Source organism: Phenylobacterium sp., assembly GCF_036495085.1.
Taxonomy (GTDB): Bacteria; Pseudomonadota; Alphaproteobacteria; order Caulobacterales; family Caulobacteraceae; genus Phenylobacterium.
This window is the reverse complement of sequence record NZ_DASXNL010000033.1, coordinates 1-25173: the sequence shown is the minus strand read 5'-3', so window position 1 is coordinate 25173 and position 25173 is coordinate 1. Positions and strand designations below refer to the sequence as shown.

General features: G+C 67.8%; 26 protein-coding genes and 1 pseudogene. 16 read left to right on the top strand and 11 right to left on the bottom strand.

The window, feature by feature from the left end:
- Positions 1-29 precede the first annotated feature (29 nt).
- Entirely contained in the window at positions 30-539 is a 510-nt protein-coding gene (gene ruvC, locus VGI62_RS05400; protein WP_331503372.1) for a crossover junction endodeoxyribonuclease RuvC, read from the top strand.
- Between the two features lie 30 nt (positions 540-569).
- Here the strand turns inward: ruvC and VGI62_RS05395 are convergent, their stop codons facing one another.
- The gene (locus tag VGI62_RS05395) at positions 570-1811 is read right to left on the bottom strand and encodes an MFS transporter (protein WP_331503371.1); all 1242 of its coding nucleotides are present in this window, start codon (positions 1809-1811) and stop codon (positions 570-572) included.
- Positions 1812-2059: 248 nt separating this feature from the next.
- On the opposite strand from VGI62_RS05395, the gene ruvA reads away from it, so the two are divergent.
- The 10 genes from ruvA (at position 2060) to tilS (ending at position 10446) form a co-directional block, all read left to right on the top strand.
- Complete coding sequence (gene ruvA / locus VGI62_RS05390; RefSeq protein WP_331503370.1) at positions 2060-2674, top strand: Holliday junction branch migration protein RuvA; 615 nt, start codon at positions 2060-2062, stop codon at positions 2672-2674.
- 115 nt (positions 2675-2789) lie between these two features.
- Positions 2790-3821, top strand: coding sequence for a Holliday junction branch migration DNA helicase RuvB (ruvB, locus tag VGI62_RS05385; protein WP_331503369.1), 1032 nt, complete (start codon positions 2790-2792; stop codon positions 3819-3821).
- Positions 3818-4270, top strand: a complete 453-nt coding sequence (locus VGI62_RS05380; RefSeq protein WP_331503368.1) for a YbgC/FadM family acyl-CoA thioesterase — start codon at positions 3818-3820, stop codon at positions 4268-4270. The genes ruvB and VGI62_RS05380 overlap by 4 nt, the downstream gene beginning before the upstream one ends.
- Positions 4271-4333: 63 nt before the next feature.
- Positions 4334-5035, top strand: coding sequence for a protein TolQ (gene tolQ, locus VGI62_RS05375; protein WP_331503367.1), 702 nt, complete (start codon positions 4334-4336; stop codon positions 5033-5035).
- 3 nt (positions 5036-5038) lie between these two features.
- Positions 5039-5566 carry an ExbD/TolR family protein gene (locus tag VGI62_RS05370; protein ID WP_331503366.1) on the top strand — a complete coding sequence of 176 codons (528 nt, stop codon included), beginning with the start codon at positions 5039-5041 and terminating at the stop codon, positions 5564-5566.
- The gene (locus VGI62_RS05365; protein ID WP_331503365.1) at positions 5563-6354 is read left to right on the top strand and encodes an energy transducer TonB; all 792 of its coding nucleotides are present in this window, start codon (positions 5563-5565) and stop codon (positions 6352-6354) included. The genes VGI62_RS05370 and VGI62_RS05365 overlap by 4 nt, the downstream gene beginning before the upstream one ends.
- Positions 6355-6362: 8 nt before the next feature.
- Positions 6363-7658 carry a Tol-Pal system beta propeller repeat protein TolB gene (gene tolB, locus VGI62_RS05360; protein WP_331503403.1) on the top strand — a complete coding sequence of 432 codons (1296 nt, stop codon included), beginning with the start codon at positions 6363-6365 and terminating at the stop codon, positions 7656-7658.
- A 75-nt stretch (positions 7659-7733) separates the two neighbouring features.
- Positions 7734-8300 (top strand): peptidoglycan-associated lipoprotein Pal, encoded by a 567-nt coding sequence (gene pal / locus VGI62_RS05355; protein WP_331503364.1) that lies wholly within the window; start codon positions 7734-7736, stop codon positions 8298-8300.
- Positions 8300-9172 carry a tol-pal system protein YbgF gene (gene ybgF, locus VGI62_RS05350; protein ID WP_331503363.1) on the top strand — a complete coding sequence of 291 codons (873 nt, stop codon included), beginning with the start codon at positions 8300-8302 and terminating at the stop codon, positions 9170-9172. The genes pal and ybgF overlap by 1 nt, the downstream gene beginning before the upstream one ends.
- Positions 9173-9237: 65 nt before the next feature.
- Positions 9238-10446, top strand: a complete 1209-nt coding sequence (tilS, locus tag VGI62_RS05345) for a tRNA lysidine(34) synthetase TilS (RefSeq protein WP_331503362.1) — start codon at positions 9238-9240, stop codon at positions 10444-10446.
- Here the strand turns inward: tilS and VGI62_RS05340 are convergent.
- The 7 genes and pseudogenes from VGI62_RS05340 to VGI62_RS05310 all read right to left on the bottom strand — a co-directional run bounded on the left by VGI62_RS05340 (position 10443) and on the right by VGI62_RS05310 (position 16886).
- Entirely contained in the window at positions 10443-11273 is an 831-nt protein-coding gene (locus VGI62_RS05340; protein ID WP_331503361.1) for an alpha/beta fold hydrolase, read from the bottom strand. The genes tilS and VGI62_RS05340 overlap by 4 nt on opposite strands.
- A 72-nt stretch (positions 11274-11345) precedes the next feature.
- Complete coding sequence (locus VGI62_RS05335; RefSeq protein ID WP_331503360.1) at positions 11346-12395, bottom strand: aldo/keto reductase; 1050 nt, start codon at positions 12393-12395, stop codon at positions 11346-11348.
- Positions 12396-12511: 116 nt separating this feature from the next.
- Positions 12512-13929, bottom strand: a pseudogene (locus VGI62_RS05330) (NAD(P)(+) transhydrogenase (Re/Si-specific) subunit beta).
- A gap of 14 nt (positions 13930-13943) precedes the next feature.
- Positions 13944-14282 carry an NAD(P) transhydrogenase subunit alpha gene (locus VGI62_RS05325; protein ID WP_331503359.1) on the bottom strand — a complete coding sequence of 113 codons (339 nt, stop codon included), beginning with the start codon at positions 14280-14282 and terminating at the stop codon, positions 13944-13946.
- Between the two features lie 4 nt (positions 14283-14286).
- Positions 14287-15420 (bottom strand): Re/Si-specific NAD(P)(+) transhydrogenase subunit alpha, encoded by a 1134-nt coding sequence (locus tag VGI62_RS05320; protein WP_331503358.1) that lies wholly within the window; start codon positions 15418-15420, stop codon positions 14287-14289.
- A 112-nt stretch (positions 15421-15532) separates the two neighbouring features.
- Positions 15533-15772, bottom strand: a complete 240-nt coding sequence (locus VGI62_RS05315) for an aa3-type cytochrome c oxidase subunit IV (RefSeq protein ID WP_331503357.1) — start codon at positions 15770-15772, stop codon at positions 15533-15535.
- 64 nt (positions 15773-15836) lie between these two features.
- On the bottom strand, positions 15837-16886 hold the full coding sequence (locus tag VGI62_RS05310) for an alpha/beta hydrolase (protein WP_331503356.1): 1050 nt from the start codon (positions 16884-16886) through the stop codon (positions 15837-15839).
- 131 nt (positions 16887-17017) lie between these two features.
- Here VGI62_RS05310 and VGI62_RS05305 point away from each other — a divergent pair, with 131 nt between their 5' ends.
- A complete protein-coding gene (locus tag VGI62_RS05305) occupies positions 17018-18502 on the top strand; it encodes an amidohydrolase family protein (RefSeq protein ID WP_331503355.1) in 1485 nt (494 codons plus the stop codon).
- Positions 18503-18512: 10 nt separating this feature from the next.
- Here the strand turns inward: VGI62_RS05305 and VGI62_RS05300 are convergent, their stop codons facing one another.
- The gene (locus VGI62_RS05300) at positions 18513-19565 is read right to left on the bottom strand and encodes a hypothetical protein (protein WP_331503354.1); all 1053 of its coding nucleotides are present in this window, start codon (positions 19563-19565) and stop codon (positions 18513-18515) included.
- Positions 19566-19757: 192 nt separating this feature from the next.
- Between VGI62_RS05300 and VGI62_RS05295 the strand changes: the two genes are divergently transcribed.
- The 3 genes from VGI62_RS05295 (at position 19758) to VGI62_RS05285 (ending at position 22343) form a co-directional block, all read left to right on the top strand.
- Positions 19758-21164: a M20/M25/M40 family metallo-hydrolase gene (locus tag VGI62_RS05295; protein ID WP_331503353.1), complete on the top strand. Its 1407-nt coding sequence runs from the start codon at positions 19758-19760 to the stop codon at positions 21162-21164.
- Positions 21165-21188: 24 nt separating this feature from the next.
- Positions 21189-21959, top strand: a complete 771-nt coding sequence (locus VGI62_RS05290; protein ID WP_331503352.1) for an HpcH/HpaI aldolase family protein — start codon at positions 21189-21191, stop codon at positions 21957-21959.
- Between the two features lie 153 nt (positions 21960-22112).
- On the top strand, positions 22113-22343 hold the full coding sequence (locus VGI62_RS05285; protein ID WP_331503351.1) for a hypothetical protein: 231 nt from the start codon (positions 22113-22115) through the stop codon (positions 22341-22343).
- Here VGI62_RS05285 and VGI62_RS05280 read toward each other — a convergent pair.
- Entirely contained in the window at positions 22294-23241 is a 948-nt protein-coding gene (locus VGI62_RS05280) for a LysR family transcriptional regulator (protein ID WP_331503350.1), read from the bottom strand. The two genes, VGI62_RS05285 and VGI62_RS05280, sit on opposite strands and share 50 nt — an antisense overlap.
- 76 nt (positions 23242-23317) lie before the next feature.
- Here VGI62_RS05280 and VGI62_RS05275 point away from each other — a divergent pair, with 76 nt between their 5' ends.
- A complete protein-coding gene (locus VGI62_RS05275; RefSeq protein ID WP_331503349.1) occupies positions 23318-24205 on the top strand; it encodes a pyridoxamine 5'-phosphate oxidase family protein in 888 nt (295 codons plus the stop codon).
- Here the strand turns inward: VGI62_RS05275 and VGI62_RS05270 are convergent.
- Positions 24192-24845, bottom strand: coding sequence for a YceI family protein (locus VGI62_RS05270; protein WP_331503348.1), 654 nt, complete (start codon positions 24843-24845; stop codon positions 24192-24194). The genes VGI62_RS05275 and VGI62_RS05270 overlap by 14 nt on opposite strands.
- Positions 24846-25173: the final 328 nt, after the last annotated feature.

Here is a 25173-nt window from a genome sequence, read left to right as displayed (position 1 = left end):
CCCATCCCTGCTCCACTCTGGAACAGACAATGAACGCGATTCGCCCCTTACGCATCCTTGGCCTCGATCCGGGCCTTCGCCGCACCGGGTGGGGGGTCGTGGCGGTGGAGGGGGCGCGGCTGACCCACGTCGCCCATGGGGTTATCGCACCGAAGGACAGCCTGCCTTTCGCCGAGCGGCTGCTGATCCTGTTTGAAGACCTCGGCAAGGTCATCGAAGCCTACGCGCCCAGCGAGGCCGCCGTCGAAGAGACCTTCATGAACAACAACGCCGCCTCGGCCCTGAAGCTCGGCCATGCGCGGGCCTGCTGCCTGATCGCCCCGGCGCGGGCCGGCCTCTCCGTGGCCGAATACGCCGCCACCGTGGTCAAGAAAGCCGTGGTCGGCACGGGCGGCGCCGACAAGGCCCAAGTCGGCTACATGATCCGCCGCTTGCTCCCCACCGCGGGCGAGACCACCGCCGACGCCGCCGACGCGCTCGCCGTCGCCATAGCCCACGCCCACGCTCGCCGCGCCCGCGCCTTCCTGGGAGCGGCCTGATCCGCCTGGGAGGCTGAGCAGGTCGTCAGGCTAGGCCACGGCACGTTTGCCCAGAAGCAGCTCCCAACTCAGCCGGCGCGTCGCCCACGCCACGGCGTAGTAGAGCGCGACCGCCGCCGCGCCCAATGCCGCCTCGGTCCAGAGCATGCCTGTCGCGCCGAACTTCGTCTCCGCCCAGCCATCGACAAGGGTGACCACCAGGATAGGGACGTTGGAGATGGAGGAGATCAGGTTGAACTTGGTGGCCGCCGCGCCTTGGCCAATGGCCTCCAGCGTCACCGCCGAATAGGCGCCGTAGCAGAACCCGACCACGAAATTGTAGAGGCAGGCGAAGACCAGAAAGGCCATCGGGCTACGCGGCCCGAAAGCCATCGCCACGGCCACCATCGCCAGCGCCAGGCCGAACAGGTTGTAGGCCTGCTTGCGATCCATGCGATCGGCCAGGTAACCGCCGGCGATGCAGCCTGGGAGCGAGACCAGGCCTGCAAGCAAGCCCCCCACCAGCGCGACTTCGTCGCCGCCGGCCCCCCAGTCCTTGGCGATCGCCGCCCAAAGTTGCTGCAGCCCGCCGGAGCCGATCGGCAGCAGCATGATGAAGCAGGCCATAAGCCCGATCCGTGTACGGGCCAGTGTCAGGACATCGCGCCCCGTCTCGGCGAGGATCGCCGCATAACTGCGCGCGTCCACGGCGCGGCCGGGCTCGCGCAGCCGGAGGAGCGGCAGGGCCGACGCCATGCAGGCGATGGCCAGCACCGCTCCGGAGATCCACGGATGGCCGGAATGTTGCGCCAGCCACAGTCCCGCTCCGCCCCCAAGGCCCGAGCCGCTGAGGTTCCCCGCCTGGCTCCAGCCGCCGGCCCGCCCCTTCTCGTGGTCAGGTGTGTCAATGGCCATGAATCGCTGCACCGCCATTGTCGTGACGCTGGCCATTACGTTCGACGCCAGCACCAGCCAGCCGAACGCCCACAGAAGATCTGTGCGCAACGGCATGAAGGCGATGCCCGCGATGCTGGCCGCGGTGCCGGTGACACCGATCAGGTACCAGGTCTTCGAGCCGAGGGTCGTGTCGACCAAGGGCGCCCAGAGCACTTTCCAGGTATTCGGCAGAAGGCCCATGCCCGCTAGCGCAGCGATCGCCGCAACGCTCGCGCCCGCTTGGCTGAGCAGCCAGGCCAGCGTCACCGTCACATACCCGAAAGCGATGCCGAACGGCAGATAGAGGATCAGATAGAGCCCGGGATGCGGCGCCTTGCGGGCTGTCTCTTCGTTCATCTCAAGCTCCCCTGGGCCCGACGCTAGCATCTTGTTCGACGAACGGAAGCTTGGCCGGAACACATTGAGAAAACAGGAGAGGCGAGCAACGCACCTCTTAGTTGAATGAATTGGTTTACAGCAGAGCTCGGGCTAAGCCGTTTGATCACGAGATGTTCACGATTGATCAAGCGAAGCGGCATGGTTTACGGCATGCTGGAACAGATGCCGAACGTGATTCACCCAAGAGCCTCCAAGAGAGCCCCCGCATGATCGGTCGTCTGTGGGGAGTCGTGGCCGAGGTGGGCGAGGAGGAAGCTCTGATCGACGTGGCCGGCGTCGGCTACGTCGTGCGCTGCGGCTCGCGGACATTGTCGCGCCTGCCTGGGACCGGCGAAACCACGACCCTGCATATCGAGAGCCAGTGGGGCGAGCAGACCGGCATGACCCTCTATGGCTTCCTAGACCGTCATGAGCGGCGAGCGTTCGTGATGCTGAAAACCATTCAGGGCGTAGGCCCCAAGGCCGCCCTGGCCGTGCTCGACGTGCTGCCGCCGGGCGAACTTTCCGCCGCCGCCGCACGCGGCGACCAAGCCGCAGTCGCCCGCGCCCAGGGCGTCGGCCCAAAGCTCGCGCTGCGCATCGTCACCGAGCTGAAGGACAAGCCGCTGGGCGACGGAGTGGTAGCCGCCTTCCACGCCAGCGCCACGCCCGCCGTGGCCGCAAAACCAACGGCATCCGGGGAAGCGGTCTCGGCCCTCATGGGCCTGGGCGTCGCCGAACCCGCCGCTCGCCGCGTGGTGGAGCAGGCCGCCCTGCGCCTGGGCGACGAAACCGAAGCCCCTGCCCTGATCAAGGCCGCCCTGCAGGAGCTGGGGCGGTGAGGGCCAGGGCGATCAGTTCATCCCCGTGGGGGGAAGGGAGGCAAGGCGCTGGGCCTCGGAAGACCAGCTCGGTCGGCTTCGCTGACAGCTGCGCCGGCGGGGGAGAAAATCTTCCATGACCCGCCTCGTCTCCGGCGAGCCGGCGCCCCTCGAAGCGCCGGACCGCGCACTCCGCCCTCAGACGCTCGCCGAGTTCGTGGGCCAGGAGCAGGCCAAGGGAAACCTTCGTGTGTTCATCGAAGGCGCCAAGGCGCGCGGCGAGGCGCTCGACCACGTGCTGCTGTTCGGGCCGCCGGGCCTTGGCAAGACCACACTTGCCCAAATTGTCGCCCGCGAACTCGGCGTAAACTTCCGCGCCACCTCCGGCCCGGTGCTGGCCAAGGCCGGCGACCTCGCGGCCATCCTCACCAACCTTGAACCCAAGGACGTCCTCTTCATCGACGAAATCCATCGGCTCGCCGCCAACGTCGAAGAGATCCTCTATCCGGCCATGGAAGATCATGTCCTCGACCTGATGATCGGTGAAGGACCCTCGGCGCGCTCTATCCGCATCGACCTTGCTCCCTTCACGCTCGTCGCCGCCACGACCCGGGCCGGCCTTCTCGCCACGCCGCTGCGCGACCGCTTCGGCATACCGATCCGGCTTGAGTTCTACACGCCGGCCGAGCTCAAGAAGGTGCTCTCGCAGGCCGCCGGCAAGCTCGGCCTAAACCTGCATCCCGAAGGGGCCGGGGAGATCGCCGCCCGCTCGCGCGGCACGCCCCGCGTCGCCGGGCGCCTGTTGCGCCGGGTCCGCGACTTCGCGGCCAGCGACGGCGTGGAGATGATCGACCGCCGCGCCGCCGCCTCGGCGCTCGCTCGCCTTGACGTCGACGAGATGGGCCTCGATGCACTCGACCGACGCTACCTGCGGGCGCTCATCGAGAATTACGCCGGCGGCCCGGCCGGCGTGGAGACGTTGGCCTACGCCATCGCCGAGGCCCGCGACGCAGTCGAGGACGTCATCGAGCCCTTCCTGCTGCAGCAGGGCTTCATCCAGCGAACGCCCCGCGGCCGGATGGCCTGCGCCAAGGCCTATGCCCACCTTGGCCTGGCGGCTCCGAAGAGCGTGGGCCCGTCCCAGGCCGGGGACCTGTTCGACGAATGACGAACACCGATCCTTCCGCAGGCTGGCTGGTCGGCCGCGAGCACCAGTTGCCGGTCCGCATATACTACGAGGACACCGACTTCACCGGCGTCGTCTACCATGCCAACTATCTGCGCTATTTCGAGCGGGGGCGGAGCGACTTCTTCCGTGTGGTGGGCATCAACCATTCGGCCCTTCTGGACCGCCCGGACCCCGCCGCCTTCACGATCACCCGCATGACTGTGGAGTTCAAACGCGCCGCCCGTATCGACGACGCGCTCTTGGTGCGTACGACCTACGACAGCGTAAAAGGCCCGAGGCTCTTCATCAGCCAACGGATCACCCGCGGCGACGAGCTGATCGCAACCGCCCAGGTCGAGGCCGCCTGCATCGATCTGCAGGGCCGGGCGCGTCGGCCGCCGCCCGGCATGGCCGAGGTGTTGGCGCCGCTGTTTACCCCTTCGCCATAAGATCGCCACCGCACACGATCACCACGGCCTGCCTACTGATTCACTGGAGCTCCCGGACCCCGCATGGACCCCACCGTCGTTTCGCCCGAGAGCTTCAATTTCATCGCCCTCTTCATCAAGGCCGACTGGGTCGTGAAGCTGGTGATGCTGGGCCTGGGCCTAGCCTCCCTGTGGTCCTGGACGGTGATCCTCGACAAGACCTTCCGCTTCTCCGCCCTGAACCGCGAGGCCAACCGTTTCGAGGACGAGGTCGCCTCGGGCAAGAGCCTCGAGGAGGTCGCGACCAGGGCCGGAGACCGGCCGCGCCACGCGCTTCCGCGCATGTTGCAAGGCGCCCTTCGAGAGTGGCGCGAGGTCCGCGCCAAGGGCCCGGCCACCGACTCCCAGACCGCCTTCCTGATTCAGCGCATCGATCGGGTCCTCGACGCCGCCATCGCCCGCGAAAGCGCACGCGTCGAGGACGGCCTGGGCTCGCTCGCCATCGTGGCCACAGCCTCACCGTTCGTGGGGCTGTTCGGGACAGTCTGGGGCATCATGCATGCCTTCCAGTCGATCGCGATCCAGAAGAACACCTCGCTCGCCGTCGTCGCCCCATCCATCGCCGAGGCGCTATTCGCCACCGCCATAGGTCTTATCGCCGCCATTCCGGCCTATATCGCCTTCAACAAGTTTTCGACCGACGCCGCCCGTTTCTCCGGCCGACTGGAGGGGTTCGCCGACGACCTGTCGACCGCCATCCAACGGCGGCTGGCCGAGCGGGCCTAGGCCGTGGCGCTCTCGACCAATGACGCCTTCGCCGCCGCCGGCCGTGCTCGGGGCCGCCGCCGCGGCGGTCGTAGCCGCCGCGGCGCGCTCTCGGAGATCAATGTAACGCCGCTGGTCGACGTGATGCTGGTGTTGCTGATCGTCTTCATGATCTCGGCCCCCCTGCTGACGGTCGGCGTGCCGGTGGATCTGCCGAAGACCGAGGCGGGGTCACTGCAGGACCAGTCGGAACCGCTGACCGTCTCGATCCGCGCCGACGGCTCGATCTTCGTGAAGGAGGACCCTGTTCCCTTCGCCGACCTTTCCCCCCGTCTGCACGAGATGGCCGGGCCTGACACGTCCAAGCCGCTCTACGTCCGTGCCGACGGCAAGGCGGCCTATGCGGTGGTGGCTCAGGTGATGGCGGCGCTGTCGACGTCCGGCTTCACCGCGATCAATCTGATCACCGACACGGGCGGCCCGTCTTCCGGCGCCAAGACCGCTTCGGCTCCCCGGCCGCGCGGCGCGCCCGCGGAGGCCGGCGCGCAATGACCCGCAGGGAGCTGTCGCCAGCGATGATGGGGTCCGTGCTGTTGCACGCCGCCGTCGCCATTTCGCTGTTGATCTCCTGGAACTTCGCCCGCGATCTGAAGGTCGGATCGGCGGTGCCTGTAACCATCGTTTCCAAGGCCCCTGCCACCGAGGTCCACCAGGCCGACCAGGCCCCCGTCGAGCAGACTGCGCAAGCCGACGAGCCGGTCGCCCAGGCGCCGCTGGAATCGACACCCCCCGCCCCGGAACCGAAGCCCGCGCCGCCGCCCAAACCCGAACCTAAACCCAAGCTCGTCAAGCCGATCCCGGCGCCTGCTCCCGCAAAACCTGCGCCACCGGCCAAGCCCGAAAAGAGCCTCGACCTGGACGCGCTCTCCGCCAGCATCTCGAAACTCGCCAAACCCGCGCAGGCCAAGCCTTCGTCGGCGGCGAAGGGCCCTGCGCGCCCGGAAACGGCGACCCAAGCCCGGCCGGCGTTGGGTGCTGGCGTCTCCGCCGCAGCCCTTAGCGGGCTGACGGACGAACTGCAGCGCCGCTGGAATCCCAACTGCGAAGTTGAAGGCGGCCGCGACGTGCAGGTGCGCGTGACATTCACGATTGGCTCCGGCGGTCAGGTCGTCGGTGACGTCGCCCCGCAGATCAAGGGCGCCCAGACGGCCGTCTCGCGGACAGCCGCCGAGCGGGCGGTTAGCGCGGTCTACGCCGCCGCCCCGTTCCGCACCCTCCCTCGGGATTTCTACGGCGAGAAGATTGCCGTCAACTTCAATGCGCGCGAGGCCTGCCCCTGATGACGCCCATCTCCAAACGCTCCGTGCTGATGGCGTTGGCGGCCTTGCCGGCGGCTGTCCTTGCGGCGTCAGCGGCCCGCGCTGAGATCGAGGTCAACGTCAACCGAGGCGACGTCCAGCCGCTACCCATCGCGATTCCCGCCTTCGGGGGCGGTCAGGTGGGCGCCGACATCGCCGGCGTGATCTCAGCCAACCTTCAGCGCTCGGGATTGTTTCGGCCGCTGGATCCGGCAAGCTTCACCGATCACGACCTGAACGCCGCCGTGCAACCCGACTATCCGGCCTGGCAGAAGATCAACGCTCAAGCCCTGCTCTACGGCCAGGCCAGCAACGTCGCCGGTCGCCTTCAGGTCGACTTCCGCCTTTCAGATGTCTTCGCAGCGAAGGAGTTGCTGGGCCAGCGGTTCGCCGCCAGCCCGGAAAACTGGCGGCGCGTCGCGCACAAGATCTCCGACGCCGTCTACGAGCGCCTGACCGGCGAGAAGGGCTATTTCGACACCCGCGTGGTCTTCGTGGCGGAGTCCGGCGCACGGGGGAAGAAAACCAAACGCCTGGCGATCATGGACCAGGACGGTGCGAACCCGAGCTACCTGACCGACGGCTCCTCGATCATCATGACGCCCCGCTTCTCGGCGACCAGCCAGGAGATCACCTACATGGAGCTTCGGCCCGAGGGCTCGAAGATCTTTCTCCTGAACCTTGATACCAACCGGCAGGAAAGTCTCGGCGATTTCAAGGGCATGGTTTTCGCCCCGCGTTTTTCGCCGGACGGCGCGAAGGTCGCCTTCTCCGTGGAGCGTAACGGCAACAGCGACGTCTTCGTGATGGACCTGAAGAGCCGATCGATCGCCAGGCTGACGGCCGATCCTGCGATCGACACCTCGCCCTCCTTCTCGCCGGATGGATCGAAGATCGTATTCAACTCTGATCGCTCCGGCTCGCCGCAACTCTACATCATGGGCGCGGACGGTTCGAACCCGCGGCGGATCACATTCGGCCAGGGCCGCTACACCACGCCTGTCTGGAGCCCGACGGGCGAGTTCATCGCCTTCACCAAACAGGTTGGCGGCCAATTCAGCATCGGCGTCATGAAGCCAGACGGCTCGGACGAACGGATCCTAACCTCCAGCTACCTCGACGAAGGGCCGGCCTGGGCGCCCAATGGACGGGTCCTGCTGTTCAGTCGCGAGGGGGCCGGCGGCGGCTCGAAACTGTGGAGCGTCGATGTCACGGGTCGCATCTCGCAGCCGATGCCCTACCCGGGCGCGGGATCGGATCCAGCCTGGTCGCCGTTGTTGAACTAGGCTTGCACGGTCAAGCCTGACGATAGACTTTGCCCCTGCGCCGCCGGCGCGCTTTCCAAGGAGGACCTCATCAATATGGTCACGACCCGCAACGTCGGGAGCGCCGTGCGCCTCACGATTCTCGCCGCAACGGCCCTATCGATAGCCGCCTGCGCTTCCAAGCCCAAGCCGGCTTACCCGACGACCCCGCCGTCCGCCGCCCAGCCCGCGCCGCCGCCTGCGCCCTATGCGCCGCCGCCGCCCCAGCCGGTCACGCAGGGCGCGCTGCCCGGATCGGAGCGGGACTTCGTGATCAACATCGGCGACCGGGTGTTTTTCGACTTCGACCAATATTCGATCCGCACCGACGCAATGCCTTTGCTTGACGCCCAGGCGGGCTGGTTGAAGCGCTACCCGGCCGTTCAGGTGCGCATCGAGGGCAACTGCGACGAGCGTGGCACGCGGGAATACAACCTCGCCCTGGGCGCCCGACGCGCCAATGCCGTGCGCGAGTACCTGGTCTCGCACGGTATCGAACCGTCCCGAATCTCCACGGTCTCGTTTGGCAAAGAAAAGCCCATCGATCTCGGCTCGGGCGATGAGACCGACCAACGCAACCGTAACGCTCACACCGCCGTCGTCAGCGGCGCCCGGATGCAATGATGCGCCGGGTACGCCTTCGCGTGCTGGGCTTGGCGGCAGGAGCGGTGCTCCTGTCCGCTCCCCCTTTCGCCGGGTTGGCGTTTGCCCAGACCCCGATGGATGATCCGCTGGACGCGCGTGACGCCAAGCGCATGGATCGGATGGAAAAGGTCGTGCGCGAGTTGCGTGACATTGTCTTCCACGCCCAGAAGACGGGCGCTCCAGTGGTCGTCCAGCCGGCGGACACGGACGCGCGCATTGCCGAACAGGCCAGCAAGATAACGGACCTCGAGCAAACCCTGACGAAGCTCAACGGCACGCTGGAAGCCGCGACCCACGAACTCGACCAGGCCCAGCGCGACAACAGCGCCCTGAAAAACCAGTTGAAGGCGTTAAGCGACCGCCTGAGCGCCGACGAGCAGAAGATGGCCGAGGCCGCCGCAGCGGCGCCGCCGCCGGCGCCGCCGCCGCCGCCGGAGGCTTCGCCCCAACCCGCAGATAACAAGGCAGCTGCGGCTGACGCCTTCGCCAAGGCCCGCCAACTCATGCTGAGCGGAGACTACGACGCAGCGGAGGGCGCCTTCAGCAGCTACGTCACAACCTACCCGGACACGACCAAAACGCCTGAAGCGCGCTACTGGTGGGGCAAGACGCTGATGGTGCGGGGCGACAATATTAAGGCGGCCGGCGCCTTCATCGGCGCGATCCGAGGCTGGCCGCAGACCGCCTGGGCTCCCGACGCGGTGGTCGAGCTCTCCCGCGCACTCGTCGGGGTGAAGAAGCCGGCGGACGCGTGTGAAACCCTGGCCGAGCTGAAACGTAGATACCCAAAGGCGCCCGCCGCGGTGACCACACGGGCCGCGGCGGTGCGCGCCCAGGCGAAGTGCGCGTAGGAATCGCCCGAACGAACACAGCGCCCGATCTCCAACAGAGGGTCGGCGAGGTCCTGGACCGCCGATTGCTGCCCGGCAGCAGGCGCCCGATCACCGTCGCCCTTTCCGGTGGAGGCGACTCGATCGCCCTTTTGCTTGCAGCCGCCGAGTGGGCGGCGCAGGCCGAGCGCGAACTCGTGGTCCTCACCGTCGACCACAGGCTTCAGTCGCAGAGCGCAGCCTGGACGAGGGCCTGCGCGGCGACAGCGACGCGACTTGGCCTGGCTTTCCGCAGCCTGGACTGGACCGCCGAAAAGCCTGTCACCGGCCTGCCGGCTGCGGCCCGCGCCGCGCGGCATACCCTGCTCGCCGAGGCGGCGCGAGACATTGGCGCGCGGGTCATTCTGATGGGCCACACGGCCGACGATCTTCTGGAGGCCCAGCTGATGCGAGCGTCGGGCTCCACGACACCCGATCCGCGCGGGTGGTCGCCCTCGCCCGTCTGGCCGCAAGGCCGCGGCCTCTTCCTGCTACGGCCCTTACTGAGCATCCGCCGAAGCGCGATCCGCGATTGGTTGAAGGCGCGGGCCGAGACCTGGATTGATGACCCCGCCAACCTCGATCTGGGCTATGCGCGGCCCAGAGCCCGCCAGGCGCTTGCCCGGCCGCCGAGCCTGTCACCCGCGCGGCCAGAGGAACCGCTCCCCAATGACCTAGCGATCGCCTGCCGGCCGGATGCCGGCGGCGGCCTGGAACTGGACCGCGACTTACTGCGTGGAGCCGCGACGCTCGCAGCGCAACGGTTCGTAGCAGCCGCCTGCCTCTGCGCCGCGGGGGAAGGCCGCCCGCCGGCTTCTGTCCGGGTGCAGAGCCTGACAGACCGCCTGACCGGCGTGGACGACGTCATCGCCACTTTAGCCGGCGCGCGGATCGAAGCAGTCAGAGCGATTGTCCGGGTCGAGCGCGAAGCCGGCGAAGCCTCCCGAGGCGGCCTGGCGCCGCTGCGGCTCGCCGCGGGGCAAACCGGGGTCTGGGACGGACGTTTCGAGATTCGGGCCGAGCAGCCCTGCGAAGTTCGCCGGCTTGCGGGGCAAGCCGGCCGGCTTTCGTCCCGGGAACAGAAGCTCATCAAGACATTTTCGCCGAACGCGCGTCGGGCTCTGCCGGCCGTGGTCGACGCGACGGGATCGCTCGCCTGCCCGACGGTTGGCGAGGTTCGTGGTCTGCGCCTGACACCGCTCGGCTACGACCGCCTCCTGGCGGCCTGCGGCGCCGTGGACCGCGAACCAGCCTAGCGGTGCGTCGTGGCGAGGACATGCTCGACGCCGCGCACGATCGGATCGGCAAAGCGGCGTCCGAGGAGGCTCGCGTGGCCGGCGCGGGCGACGTGTTCGATGTACCCATTGCGCGAGGCGAGAGCGGGAATCATCTGCACCTGCTTCAACGCCGTGCTGGTGGAGGCCCCGGCGGTGACCACGGCGACCGGCATGCTCGGCGGGAAGTCGGCGACGCGGGCCTGATCCGAGGTCGTGCTCCACTGGCCGACTTCTTCCGCCGCCCAGCGCGCGTGCGGCGCTGAACCGTGGATTCGCCGCTTTTCGGCCGCGGCCTCCGGCGTCAGCCCGATACGGTCGCCGGCGAGAGCCGCCACGGGCCGCATCATGCCGAACCGCGCGCCTTGGCTGACCCACCCCAGCATCCGCGAGAAGGCCTGGACGGCCTTTGCGCCGACCGGGGAGGCCATGACTTCCGGCGTGACCGCATCGACGAGCACGACCCCCAACACCTGCCTTGTATGGGTCAGGGTGTAGAGACGGACCATCAACCCCCCCATGGAATGGCCGACCAGGACCAGCGGTCCGTCTTCGTCGATCTCCCGCAGCAGGGCCGCGAGGTCGGAGACGATGGCGTGGCCGTCTCGCGGCTTCGGTCCGGGATCGGAGTGGCCAAGACCCGCGCGATCATAAGCCAGACTCGCCAGCCCCTTGGCGGCCAAGCGCTCCTGCACGACCGCCCAATCCGAGGCGCATCCGAAGGCGCCATGCTCCAGAACGATTGTCGGCCGTTGGGTCACCGGGCCGGCGCGCACGACGCGCAGGTGTCGGCCGCCGACATCGATCATTTCGCCGCGAGGCGGCTTGGGCGGTGGCCGGTGAACGGATCGGGATCTCGTCACGGACATCGGCGGGTGGCCTCAGCTCGCCCTGACGAAGGGTTTCGGCCGCCGCGCACCGCCTTGGCGGGCGAACATCCAGCCGGGATATTCGGGCGGCAATTCGCTGACCTCGTCGAGCTTGGCCATGTCCTCCGGCGTCAGCTTCAGGTCGGCGGCCGCCAAATTGTCGTCCAGCTGTTCCAACGTCTTGGCGCCGATGATGATGCTCATCACCGACGGCTTTTGGAGGATCCAGGCCAACGCCACCCGGGCCACCGAGGCGTCGTGCGCCTCGCCGACCTCGCGCATTACCTCGACGCACCTCCAGGCGCGGTCCTTGTCCACGGGCGGAAAGTCGAAGGTCGTGCGGCGCGAGCCCTCCGGATTGTTGGAACCCGGCCCGAATTTGCCGGAGAGAAGCCCCCCGGCGAGCGGCGACCAGACCATCAGGCCGAGTTGCTCAGAGGTGAGCATTGGGACCAGTTCGCGCTCCAGGTCGCGTCCGGCGATGGAATAGTAGGCCTGCAGCGTCTCGAAACGGGCATAGCCCTTGGCGTCGCTGAGTCCCAGCGCCTTGGCGATCTTCCAGCCGGCCCAGTTGGAGACGCCGACGTAGCGTACCAGGCCCTGGCTCACGAGGTCGTCGAGGGCGCGCAGCGTCTCGTCGATCGGCGTGACCGTATCGTTGCCGTGGATTTGGTAGAGGTCGATGTGGTCGGTCTGGAGGCGATCGAGGCTCCCCTGGACGCTGTCCATGATATGGCCGCGGCTGGCCCCGCGGTCGTTGGGGCGCGGCCCCATTTCGCCAAAAACCTTGGTGGCGATGACAATGTCCTTGCGCTTCGTCTTGAGGTTCTTGAAGGCCAGGCCCAGCAGTTTCTCGGACTCACCGAAAGAGTAGACATCGGCTGTGTCGAAGAAGTTGACCCCCGCCTCCAGCGCCCGGCCGACGATGCCGTCCACCTCCCCTTGCTGCAGCGCCCCGATGGCCTTCCAGATGCCGGCGTTTTCAGCGCCGCCGAAGGTCATGGTGCCAAGGCAGATTTCGGAAACGAACAGGCCCGTGCGGCCGAGCTGGTTGTATTTCATGGGGCGTCTCCGAAAAAACGGGGTGCCCGCTCATATGGTCAGGCCATTGTGACGCGTCGAGGTCAGTCGTGGTCTGACCCCGCAATAAACCGAAAACTGCCGGCAGCCTGCGCCGTCTAGAGCGCCTTGAGGATGCCCTCGACCATCTTCTTGGCGTCCCCGAACAGCATCATGGTGTTGTCGCGGAAGAAGAGTTCGTTCTCGACGCCGGCATAGCCGGCGGCCATGCCGCGCTTCACGAAGAGCACGGTGCGCGCCTTTTCCACGTCGAGAATCGGCATGCCGTAGATGGCGCTGGTTGGATCGGTCTTTGCGGCAGGGTTGGTGACATCGTTGGCGCCGATCACAAAAGCCACGTCGGCGGTGGGGAATTCGGCATTGATGTCCTCAAGTTCGAAGACCTCGTCGTAGGGGACATTGGCCTCGGCCAGCAGCACGTTCATGTGGCCCGGCATCCGGCCGGCGACCGGATGGATGGCGTACTTAACGTCGACGCCCTCCTCCTTGAGCTTGTCGGCCATCTCTCGCAGGGCGTGCTGCGCCTGGCTGACCGCCATGCCGTAACCAGGGACGATGATCACCTTGGACGCGTTCTTCATGATGAAGGCCGCGTCCTCCGCGCTGCCCTGCTTTACAGGCCTCGTCTCGGCCTTTCCGCTTGCGGCCGAAGCAGCGTCGTCGCCGCCGAAGCCGCCCAGGATCACTGAGATGAAGCTGCGGTTCATCCCTTTGCACATGATGTAGCTGAGGATCGCGCCGGAAGAGCCGACCAGCGCGCCGGTGATGATCAGGGTGGTGTTCTCAAGCGTGAAGCCCAGCGCGGCGGCCGCCCAGCCTGAGTAGCTGTTCAGCATCGACACCACGACCGGCATGGCCGCCCCGCCGATCGGGATGATAGGGTCACCCCGATCAGCAGCGCCAGCGCGAAGATCCCCCAGAACGCCCAGAGCGCCGAGCCGCCGCTCATCACCAGCATGACCACCAGGACCACGATGGCCGCGCCGATGGCGATGTTGATCAGGTGGCGGGCAGGCAGCAGGATCGGCGCGCCGCTCATGTTGCCGTTCAGCTTGGCGAAGGCGATCACCGAGCCAGTGAAAGTCACCGCGCCGATGGCCAGGCCGATCGACAGCTCGATCAGCGAATTCAAGTGGACGACCCCGTCGGCCCCGGCGATGCCGTAGGCCTGGGGCGTATGGATCGCGGCCACCGCCACAAGGCAGGCGGCCATGCCGACCAGGCTGTGGAAGGCTGCCACGAGCTGCGGCATGGCGGTCATGGCCACGCGCCGGGCGATCACCGCCCCAACCGTTCCGCCGATAGCCACGCCGCCGGCGACCAGGCCGAGCGTCAGGCCGTCGAGAACGCCTTGGGTCCAGAGCGTGGCCAGGGTCGTGCCGACGGCGATCGCCATGCCGATCATGCCGTTGCGATTGCCCGTCTGGCTGGTGGTCGGCGAGGAGAGGCCCCGGAGGGCCAGGATGAAGAGGACGCCGGAGATCAGGTAGAGGATAGCCGCGAGATTGGCGTTCATTCCGAGTCCACCGGTCATGCGGCTTCCTTCTTCAGGACCGGGTCCTTTTTCTTGTACATCGCCAGCATGCGGCGAACGACGAGGAAGCCGCCGAAGATGTTGACCGAGGCGAAGGTCGCAGCGACCGCGCCGGCGCCTTTGGAGATCATGATGCTCGGGGTCATTTCGCCGCCTGTCGCGTGCGCCGCCACGGCAAGCAGCGCGCCGACGATGATCACCGAGGAGATGGCGTTGGTGACCGCCATCAAGGGCGTGTGCAGGGCCGGCGTCACGCTCCAGACGACGTAGTAGCCCACGAAAATCGCCAGCACGAAGATCGCCAGGCGGAAGACGGTCGGGTCGACGGCTTCCATGAAGCTACCCCTTCAATGACGGATGCACGACGGCGCCGTCGCGGGTGACCAGAGCCGCCTGCAGGATCTCATCTGCGTAGTCCGGGGCGAACTTGCCGTCCTTGTCGAGGAACAGGCCCGCAAAGGCCATCAGGTTTCGGGCGTAGAGCGCCGAGGCGTCGGTGGCGACCCTTCCCGGCAAGTTCGGCAGGCCCAGGATCTTCACGCCGTTCTTGGTGACAGCGGCCTCGCCGAGCTTGGCGCCCACGACGTTGCCCCCCTGCTCGATAGCCAGGTCGACAATCACCGAGCCGGGTTTCATCGAGGCGACCTGGGCGGCCGAGACCAACTTCGGCGCCGGACGACCTGGAATCAACGCGGTCGTGATCACCATGTCCTGCTTGGCGATGTGTCCTGAGACCAGCTCTGCCTGTTTGGCCTGGTACTCAGCGCTCATCTCCTTGGCGTAGCCGCCGGCGGTCTGGGCGTTCTTGAACTCCTCGTCCTCAACAGCGAGGAACTTCGCGCCGAGGCTCTCGACCTGCTCCTTGGTGGCAGGGCGAACATCGGTTGCGGTGACGACCGCCCCCAGCCGCCTGGCGGTCGCGATGGCCTGCAGACCGGCGACGCCCACGCCCATGACGAACACCTTCGCCGCGGCGATGGTGCCCGCGGCGGTCATCATCATCGGCATGGCCCGGCCGTAGGCCTCAGCTCCCTCTATGACCGCCCGATAGCCGGCGAGGTTGGCCTGGGATGACAATACGTCCATCATTTGGGCGCGGGTGATCCGGGGTACGAACTCCATGGCGAAGGCCGTCGCCTTGGCTTTGGCGAGGCCGTCGAGCGCGGCTCGATCCTGATATGGATTTAGGGTGGCCACGACCAGCGTGCCTGGCTTGATCGCGGCGATCTCCTCGGCTTCGGGAGCCCGGACCTTGAAGAGGATATCGGCCTTGGCGAGCGCGTCCTTGGCGGATTTGGCGAGCGTCGCGCCAGCTGCCTGGTAGTCGGCATCGACATAGGAAGCCACCGCCCCCGCGCCGGCCTCGATCACGATCGAAAACCCCGAAGCGACCAGCTTCTTCACCGTCTCGGGAACTGCGGCGACGCGCGTCTCACCGGCGCGGCGCTCCCTGGTGACGGCAATGACGGCCATGATTCGACGGCTCTCCTAAGATTGCGCCGGACCTTAGGGGTGTGCGTCAGATTCTGTCCAGCCGGCTCGAAGGCCCGCGGGCGAAGGCACAGCCTCGGTGTCGTCCAGAAGCCTAGTGCTCGGCGCCGGCGCCGTTGCGCAGGAAGATCACGCCGAGCGTCGCCACGACCGCCGAGGTGAGCGCCGCCGTGAAGAAGCCGACCCCGGTGCAGAACCACAACACCAGCAGCACAAGCATGGAGGTCACCGCCAGGCTGCCCCACTTGGTCATGTGCATGACAAGCTCGAAGGTCGACACTTGCTCTTGGATGTCCATTTCACCGCGTTGGTAGTTGGAAGCCGGACCGGCCATAGGGACTACGCTCTCTTTGACGGGGATTTGTGGGCGGGGTTGCTACACGAGACCGGGGCTGGGCTCAACCCGCGGGCCATGCGGCCAATAGCGCACGAAGCGCCGCGACCAGCGCCAGGGGCTGGTCGATCATGATGTGGTGGTGCGAATCCGGGATCTCGATTTCGACCATCCCGACGGGGAATGGCGAGGGCGCCCCCGACTTGCGGTGCTCCACGATTCGGCTCTTGGCGCCGTAGATGTGCACCATGGGCGTCGTGACGCCGGCAGCCTGGCCGAAATCGCCGCTCATCGCGCGCTCACGGTCGAGCTTGGCCCACATGTTGGGATCGAACCGCCAGGTGAAGCCCTCGCCGGACCCGTCAGGCATCGGGACCTTCTTCAAGGAGCGGCGGGCGATGAAGTCGGCGATGAAGGGATTGCCGGCCGGTTGCGGCGGCATCAGGCGGAAGCGGGCGAGCGCCGCCTCCAGCGTCGGATAGACCCGGCTGGGGCGATCGACTGTCGGAATGTTGCGGACCGCCTCCATCTGCGCCTGGCGCTTGGCGAGTTCCTCGGGCGGGGGACCGAAGCCGGTGTCGACCATGACTGCGGCGTGCATGTGTTCGGGATGGCGCACGGCGGCGAAGAATACTTGCCCGCCGCCGAACGAGTGGCCGACGTAGATCGGCTTCTGCCCGCCCTCATAGAGGCCCACGGCGCGCGAGACAGCCTCGGCGTCATCGGCGAAGTCGGTGAATGAATAGCGATCGCGCCAATCGGAGGCGCCCATGCCGGCCAGGGACATCGACGCCACCCGATAGTCGTCGGCGAAATACGGAGCGATGAAGCTCCACCAGTCGGCATGAGCCGAGTTGCCGTGCACGAACAGGAGCCCGGGCTTACCGATCTCGCCCCAGGTCAGCACTTCGAGCTTTGAACCCAGCGATTCGACGAACACCCGCTCCGGTTCGCGGGCGATGGCCTCCCTGAACCATGACGGCGATGGCGGCGGTTCGCCCTTGTACTCGGCCAGCGGGGCCTGCACCTCAGGCGGGAGCGGGACCTCGGTGTGGATCGGCCGGTCGTCATATCCACCAACGGGAGTCTCAACCGGCTTCACGTCTTCGGCCATGGATACTCGTCCTCGCTGGTCACTTCGGCGCAGGTCGTCGGGGCTGAGTGACTAACAAGCGTTTGAAAAATGGCAAGCGCTTCGTCCGGACGTTAGGGTCCGCCGGGCTTGGCCGTGGAGGGGTGCTGGAGATGTTGAAGCGTTGGATCCTGGGGAGCGCGTGGGCGCTCGTCACGCTGACAGGCGCAGGGGCCCAACCCGCCATCCTGGCGCCGCCTGTTTCTCCCGGCGCCGCGGTGCAGCCGTTCGTCCGGGTCAGCGCCAAGGCCGTCGTGCTTCGCCACGTGCAGGTGATCGACGGAACCGGCGCTGCGGTTCAGCCGGACAGGACCGTTGTCGTGGCAGACGGAAAGATCGCCGCGGTCGGTGGACCGGATATGGCCGCACCGCCAGGTGCCGAAGTCCTGGACCTGACCGGGCGCACGGTCATGCCCGGCCTCGTGGGCCTGCATGACCACATGTATTACATCGCCCGGCCGAACATGGACGCTGCGGGGCATTCGGAGCCGCCGCTGGTCGTACCGCAGATGACGTTCTCTTCGCCCAGGCTCTACCTCGCGGCGGGCGTCACCACCATGCGGACAACCGGCTCCGTCGAGCCTTACGCCGACCTGAACGTGAAAAGCGTGATCGACGCCGGTGGGATGGTCGGGCCGCACATGGATGTCACCGGTCCCTATCTTGAAGGCGCCGGAAGCCCGTTCATCCAGATGCATCAGCTGAAAGACCCCGAGGACGCGCGCCGCACCGTGGCCTTCTGGGCCGACATGGGCGCCACCTCCTTCAAGGCCTACATGAATATCACCCGCGCCGAGCTAAAGGCGGCTATCGACGAGGCCCACAGACGCGGGCTGAAAATCACCGGCCACCTGTGCTCGGTAACCTATCCGGAAGCCGCCACCCTCGGCATCGACGACCTGGAACACGGCTTCTTCGTCAATACGCAACTCGATCCGGGCAAGCAGCCGGACCTCTGTTCGCAAGGGACCGGCACGCCGACCCTGCTTGCGATGACCCCCGACAGCCCGGCGGCGAATGCTCTGATCAAGCTCCTGGTCGAGCACCATGTGGCGGTGACTTCGACCCTGCCGGTCTTCGCCGAGCGCGTGCCGGGCCTCACGGCGCTCAATCCCAGAGCTATGGCGGTGCTGACCACCGAAGCGCGCGAGGCTTATCTCTATTCCCGCAACCTCGTGAACCAGGCGCCGCGTGAGCGCTATGCCGACGCCGCCAGGGCCTATCAGAACGACCTCGCCCTGGAGCGAAAGTTCGTCGCCGCCGGCGGCCTGCTGCTGGCCGGCCCAGACCCGACCGGCAATGGCGGGGTGATCCCGGGTTTCGGCGATCAACGCGGGGTCGAACTGCTCGTCCAGGCCGGCTTCGAACCCGAGGAAGCCATCAGGATCGCCACCCTGAACGGGGCCACCTATCTCGGGCTGGCCGACAAGATCGGCACGGTCACCCCTGGCAAGGACGCCGACCTCGTGGTTGTCAAAGGCGACCCCTCCAAGGCCATCGCCGACATCGAGAACGTCGAAATCGTTTTCAAGGACGGCGTCGGCTACGACTCCGCAAGACTGCTGGAGTCGGTGAGAGGGCGCTACGGGCAGTACTGAGCAACGCCTACTAGACGCAGGCCTTGAGGAGGTCGGCGACGCCCGCCTGGCTGCCGATCTGATCGAAGAAGCCGCCAAGATAGGCGGTCGCCTTCTGGCGCATCGGCGCGTCGAGTTGCGGTATGGCGCCAATCACCGCCAGCAGTGACGTCCGGCGCGCCGACAGGTCCGCGGCGACGGCCTGGGCTTCCTCATTGTGCCGACAATATCCGCGGTAGCGTCGGACCCGGACGTTGGGGATCTTGATCTGGGCGGGTGGGGTCGCATAGGGCGCGTCGACCATACCGGAGAAATCGAAGTCGTAAGGCACAGGCGTAAAATTCGTCGTCGCCCCGTCTGCGCCGATCAGCCTCGCATTGTGACAGCAATCCGTGCCGGCCGGCCCCGCCGTCATCGCCCAGTCGAGATTGCCGATCATGTTCTGAAAAAGCACGAACCTCGCCGCGTCATGGGCGTTGAGCTGGGCCACTGGCACCCGGCTCTTGGTCCTGAACCTGGTCATGTCGTTGCGACGGGCCATGTCGTCGGCGTCTTCGATGAAGTAGCCGATCCGCGAGATGATTGGGCGACCGTCGCTGTCCACGTAGTCGATTTTGGCGAGGCGCACGTCGAAGCTGGCCGGCGTCAGAAGGTTGTAGAGTTTGTAGGCCGCGTATTCCAACAGCACGTACTGCTGGAACCCCTCGCCCGGCCGGCAATGGGTGACCAGTTTGAGACGCTTCTGGCCCCGGAACAGCGAGGTTGCGGGCGGCTTCTGCGGAAACTCGACGCGGATCGGTGGAAACGTGCACACGTCTTGCTGTCGCCGTGTGATCCCGCGGGCCGACAGCGCCACCGGCAGGGTCTCCGGCGCTGCGCCCTGGACCGCCAGTGAGCCGGCTATGGGCTTTTCCGAAGTCGCCGCGCGTTGCACCAGCACGGGGATCGGTCCCTTGATCGTGAGACGGATCACCTCGTCGCTGGCGAACAACGGCTTCGTCTGCGCGGCGCATGCCGGCCCCGCCAAGGCCTCGCTGGTCAACGCTGCGACGGCCAACGCCGCCCATAAGGTCATCCGCCCCATGCCGTTTCCCGTTCGAACAGCCGCGGCGGATCGCCTCAACACGTGCAGCCCCGCCCGCTGCCGATCCGATACGCCGTCCGAAACGATGTCAACGCGCAGGAAATGGCGGAGCCTGGACATTCCCGGGCTTGGAAGCTTCGCCCGCGCCTTCCATAAGGGCCTGCAGTCGTCGAACCTTGGGGGAGCTTTGTGATGTTAGGCAGGATTTTGGGCGCGGCCTTGGCGCTCGGGCTCGTTCACACCGCGAGCGCGGCGGACCTTCGGCCCGACCAGGTCCGCTTTCGCGAGATTTACAAGGAGCTTGTCGAGACCAACACCACGCTCTCCGCGGGGAGTTGCACGGAGGCCGCCGCAAAGATGGGAGCGCGGCTGAAGGCGGCCGGGTTCGCCGAGAGCCAGCTCAGCTACTTCTCCGTCCCCGACCATCCCAAGGAAGGCGGCTTGGTCGCGATCCTGCCGGGGACCAGCAAGACCGCGAAACCGATGCTGCTCCTTGGCCACCTGGACGTCGTCGAAGCCAAGCGCGCGGACTGGACACGCGACCCCTTCGTCCTGATCGAGGAGAACGGCTACTTCTACGGACGCGGCACCTCGGACATGAAGGTGATCGACGCGACCTGGGTCGACATGCTGATCCGTTTCAAGGAGGAGAAGTATCAGCCCAAGAGAACCATCAAGCTGGCGCTGACTTGCGGGGAAGAGACCCTCGAAGCATTCAACGGCGCAGACTGGCTGGCCAAGAACAAGCGTGACTTGATCGACGCTGAGTTCGCCTTGAACGAAGGCGGCGGCGGCCGGGCCGACGCGAACGGCGTCCTGCAGACCCAGGGCATCCAGGTCGGCGAAAAGGTCGTCCAGCAATTCCGCATGGAGACCACCAATCCAGGCGGCCACTCATCGGTCCCGATCCGCGACAACGCTATCTACCAGCTGGCCCAGGCGCTGCTGAAGATCCGCGACTACGAGTTCCCCCTGACGATGAGCGACACGACGCGGGCGTTCTTCGCCAAGGCGGGCGCGGGGCGCACCGACGCTATGGGCCAAGCCATGGTCGCCATCGCCAAGGACCCCAATGACAAAGCCGCCGAAGCGCAGCTCAATACCGACCGGGCGTTCCACTCGATGTTGCGCACCACCTGCGTCGCCACCCTGCTCGACGGCGGCCATGCCGAGAACGCCTTGCCGCAGCGGGCCGGCGCCAACATCAACTGCCGGATGTTCCCGGGCTCCACCATGGAAGGCGCCAAGGCCGCACTGGAAGCCGCCATCGGCGACCCCGGCGTCAAGCTCATCCCCCTGCAGCCGATCCGCGGCAAGTCGATGCCCTCGCCGCTCGACCCGAAGATCATGGGCCCGGCCGAGAAGGTCGCCGCCAAGTACTTCCCCGGCGTGCCGATGATCCCGACTATGTCCACCGGCGCCAGCGACGCGATTTACCTGATCCCGGTCGGCATCCCGACCTACGGCGTCCCCGGCTTCTGGTCCGGCCCCGAGGGCAGCGGCGCCCACGGCCTGAACGAGCACATCGCGGTCAAGGCGGTCTATACCGGCCGCGACTACCTGACCGACCTGGTGAAGGCCTACGCCAGCGCCGGGTAAGCTTCGACCAGCTGGAGAGTGAAGATGCGCGCCAACCGCCTGCGGGAACTGTGGAACGCCGGCAAGCCGGTGATCAACGGCTGGTGCTCCATGCCGGGCGCCTTCTCCGCCGAGCTGATGGCGTCCATGGGCTGGGACGCCGTGACCGTCGACACCCAGCACGGCGTGATCGGCTATTCCGAGATGCTGGCCATGCTGCAGGCCATCTCCACCACCGCGGCCACGCCGCTGGTGCGGGTCTCGTGGAACCAGCCCGGCGAGATCATGCGGGCGCTGGACGCCGGCGCCTATGGCGTCATCTGCCCGATGATCAACGACGCGGCCGAGTGCGCGGCCTTCGTCCAGGCCTGCCGCTATCCGCCGGAGGGGTTCCGCAGCTCGGGCCCCACGCGAGCGGTCGTCTACGGCGGGGCCGACTACCACGCCAAGGCCAACGGTGAGATGCTGGCCTTCGCCATGATCGAGACCGCCGCGGGCCTCGCGAACGTCGAGGCGATCGTCGCGACGCCCGGCCTGGACGGCGTCTACATCGGGCCCTCGGACCTCTCGCTGGCCATGGGCGGCCCGCCCGGCCAGGACTCCGACGCCCCCGCCCTGATGGCGGCGTTCGACAAGATCCTCGCCGCCTGCAAGGCCGCGGGCGTGCGGGTCGGCGTCCACACCAACAGCCCGGCTTACTCGCAGAAGATGATCGGCCGCGGCTTCGACCTGGTCACCGTCGGCGCCGACACCCGCTACCTGATGAGCGGACGCCGCGAGGCTGCCGAGATGCGGGCCTGGCTCGACGCCCACTGACGGCCGTTCCACGGGCGGCCGGCGCCTGTCGCTGCATCATTTGGCGGCAACACCTTCGAAAGCTCCTTCGTGGGAAGCTTCACCGCTCGAGGTCGGCCCTGAATGTGCGTAAGCACGACTTGGCCAGCCAGGCCACCGTCGCGGGAGCGAACCATGCCGAACCTCATCTGGCCGCGCGCCTTGAGCTCGGACGTCGGCCCCTCGGGCCTGATCGGGCGATCCATCCATTGGCTGGGCGTCGCCCTGGCGATCGCCTTTCTGGTGACCGCCATGGGCTTCGCGGTCGACGGCTGGTCGACTGTCCTCGCCACGCAGCTGGCGGTGGCCGCCGTCGTCATGGCCCTCGCCGCGCGCGGCGTGCGGTATCTGCTCGCCAAGGAATAGGCCGCACCGCCGGCAGGACCGCCAGCGCGTCCGCCGCGTGGTCCAGGAAGGCGCGAATCCGGACCGGCGTCAGCCGCGCGCTGGGCGTCACCAACTGCACCGGCAGGGGCGCGGGCTCGAACGCCTCCAGCAGTCGCACCAGACGCCCCGCCGCCAGGTCCTCGGCGACCTGATAGCTCAGCGGCCGCGCGATCCCATGGCCGTCCCGCGCCGCCGATAGGGTCGCATCGACGTCGCTCACCGTCAGCCGGGGGCTCAGCTTCACGACCACCTCGCGGCCGTCGGCGCCCGTGTAGCGCCACTCGGCGAGCTGCGAAGGCCCGGTGGTGAGGATGGTCTGCCGGCCCGCGAGGTCCGCCGGCGTCTCCGGCGCGCCCGCGCGGTCGAGGTAGGAGGGCGCCGCGACCGTCACGCGGCGCACCTCGCCGACCTTGCGCGCCACTAGGCCGGAGTCGGCCAGGGGCCCGATCCGCACGGCGACGTCCAGGTGCTCGTCGATCAGGTCGAGGTGGCGGTCCGACAGGACGAGCTCGATTGAGACCTCGGGATGCGCGTCGAGGAAGGCGGTGACCACCGGCGTCACGTTACGCCGGCCGAACACCAGGGGCGCGGTCACGGCGATGCGGCCGTGCAGCGGGCCCTCGGCGGTCTCCGCGCTCACCGCCGCCGAATAGTCGGCGAGGACGCGACGCGCCTGCTCGGCGAGCCGCAGGCCGGCGTCGGTGAGCGCGAGCTTGCGCGTCGTGCGCTCCGCCAGGCGGACCCGGGCCCGCGCCTCCAGGGCCGCCAGCGCACGGGTGACGGCGGCCTGCGACCGCCCCAGCCGCCGGGCCGCGCCGGTCAGGCTGCCGGCCTCGACGATCGCCACAAAGACCTCGAGTTCGTCCAGCCGATCCATTGTTCCGCTTCCCGGAAGGGTGATTTGCGGCGGCGCCGGATTATCGCCGTTTCCCGCAAGGCGCAGATAGGACCCCATGATCCATCCGCAAGACCCGTTCCACGCCGGGGAGCTTGAGGCCCAGCGCCTGGCCGGCGGCGGCCCCGGGGGCCACGGCATCCGAGAGGCCATGCCCGACCAGCACCGGGCCTTCTTCCAGACGCTGCCCTACGCCGTCCTGGCCGGGCTGGACCTGGCCGGCGAACCCGCGGCCACCATGGTCGCCGGGCCGGCCGGCTTCATCTCGGCGCCCAACCCACTCACCCTGACCGTGGCGACCGCGCTCGATCCGCGGGACCCGATGGCTTCGGCGCTCGCGCCCGGCGCGCCCTTCGCCCTGCTGGGCATCGACTTCGCGACGCGCCGCCGCAACCGCGCCAACGGCCGCGTCGCCGCGGTCGCGCCGGCCGGCTACTGGCTGGTGGTCGACCAGAGCTTCGGCAACTGTCCGCAGTACATCCAGCAGCGCGAGGTCCACGCCGCGCCGCGCTCACCCGGCCGGTTCGAGACCTTCACCGCGCTCGACGCCGAGGCGGCTGACCAGATCGCCGCCGCCGACACCTTCTTCGTCGCCACCGCCGCCATGGGTCCGGACGGCGGGGTCGACGTCTCGCACCGCGGCGGCCGGCCGGGCTTCGTGAAGCTGGAGGGAGGCCGGCTCACGGTCCCCGACTTCCGCGGCAACCGCTATTTCAACACGCTCGGCAACATGCTGGCCTATCCGCGGGCGGCGGCGCTGTTCCTCGATTTCCAGACCGGCGACCTGCTGCACCTGCAGGGCGCGGCCGAGGTGTCCTGGGACGCCGACGCCGAGGCCACCGGCTTCGCGGGCGCCCAGCGCACCTGGTCATTGCAGGTCGAGGCCGGCTGGCGGCGCCGGGCCGCCGTCCCGCTGAGCTGGACGGCCTCGCCTACTTCGGCTTAGCCGCCGGGCCGCCGTTCGCGAACTCGGTCTCGATCATCACCTCGACGTCGTCGCCGACGCCGATGTTCGAGCCAGCCGCGGGCACGCCGAAGCCCATGCCGAAGGCCGAGCGCTTCAACGATCCGTGGGCGGAGAACCCGATGCGATTACCGTCCATGGCGTTGGCCGGCCAGCCGCCGTTGTAGGTGACGTCGAGCGTCACCGGCTTGGTGACCCCGTGCAGGGTGAAGTCGCCGGTGACCTTGGCGGTGTTCGGGCCCGTGACGGCGACCTTGGTGGAGCGGAAGGTGATCGCGGGATATTTGGCCGCCTCGAAGAAGCTCTTGCCCATCAGCTGGTCGTGGAATCCGGCTGGCGGGGCGTTCAGTTCCAGCGACTGCGGGTCGATGGTGGCCTCCACGGCCATGGCCGCCGGCGCCGCCGGGTCGAACTTCAGCTTGCCGTCCACCTTCGCGAAGCGGGCGGTGTAGTGCGAGAAGCCCAGGTGGCTGACCCGGAAGGTCACCGACGTGTGGGCCTTGTCGATCGTGTAGGCGCCGGTCGGCGGCTGCGGCGCGGCGGCGGCAGGCGCCGCGGCGGCGGGCTGGACGGCGCAGATCGCGAGCGCCAGGGCGGCGCCTGTGGTCGGGAGGCTCTTCATCTCGTCTCTCTCGTTGGCGTTCGCCCGAAGGACGAACGGTGGGCCGTCAGTCCGACATGCGCGAAGACGGGGCCAGCGGCAACCCTCGCGGGAGCTGATGATGAGAGTCGGTCGTTCGGGCCGGGACTCGCCCGCCTCACGGACTTAGGTTGCGCCCGACGACCCGGCGCAGATGGCGAGAGGAGCCGCATGACCTATTGCCTCGGAATCCTGCTGCCGCAGGGCCTGGTGCTGGCCTCGGACTCCCGTTCCAACGCGGGCGTCGATCAGGTGGCACGGGTGCGCAAGTTCGATCTTGTCACCCTGCCCGACAATCGCGTCATCGCCA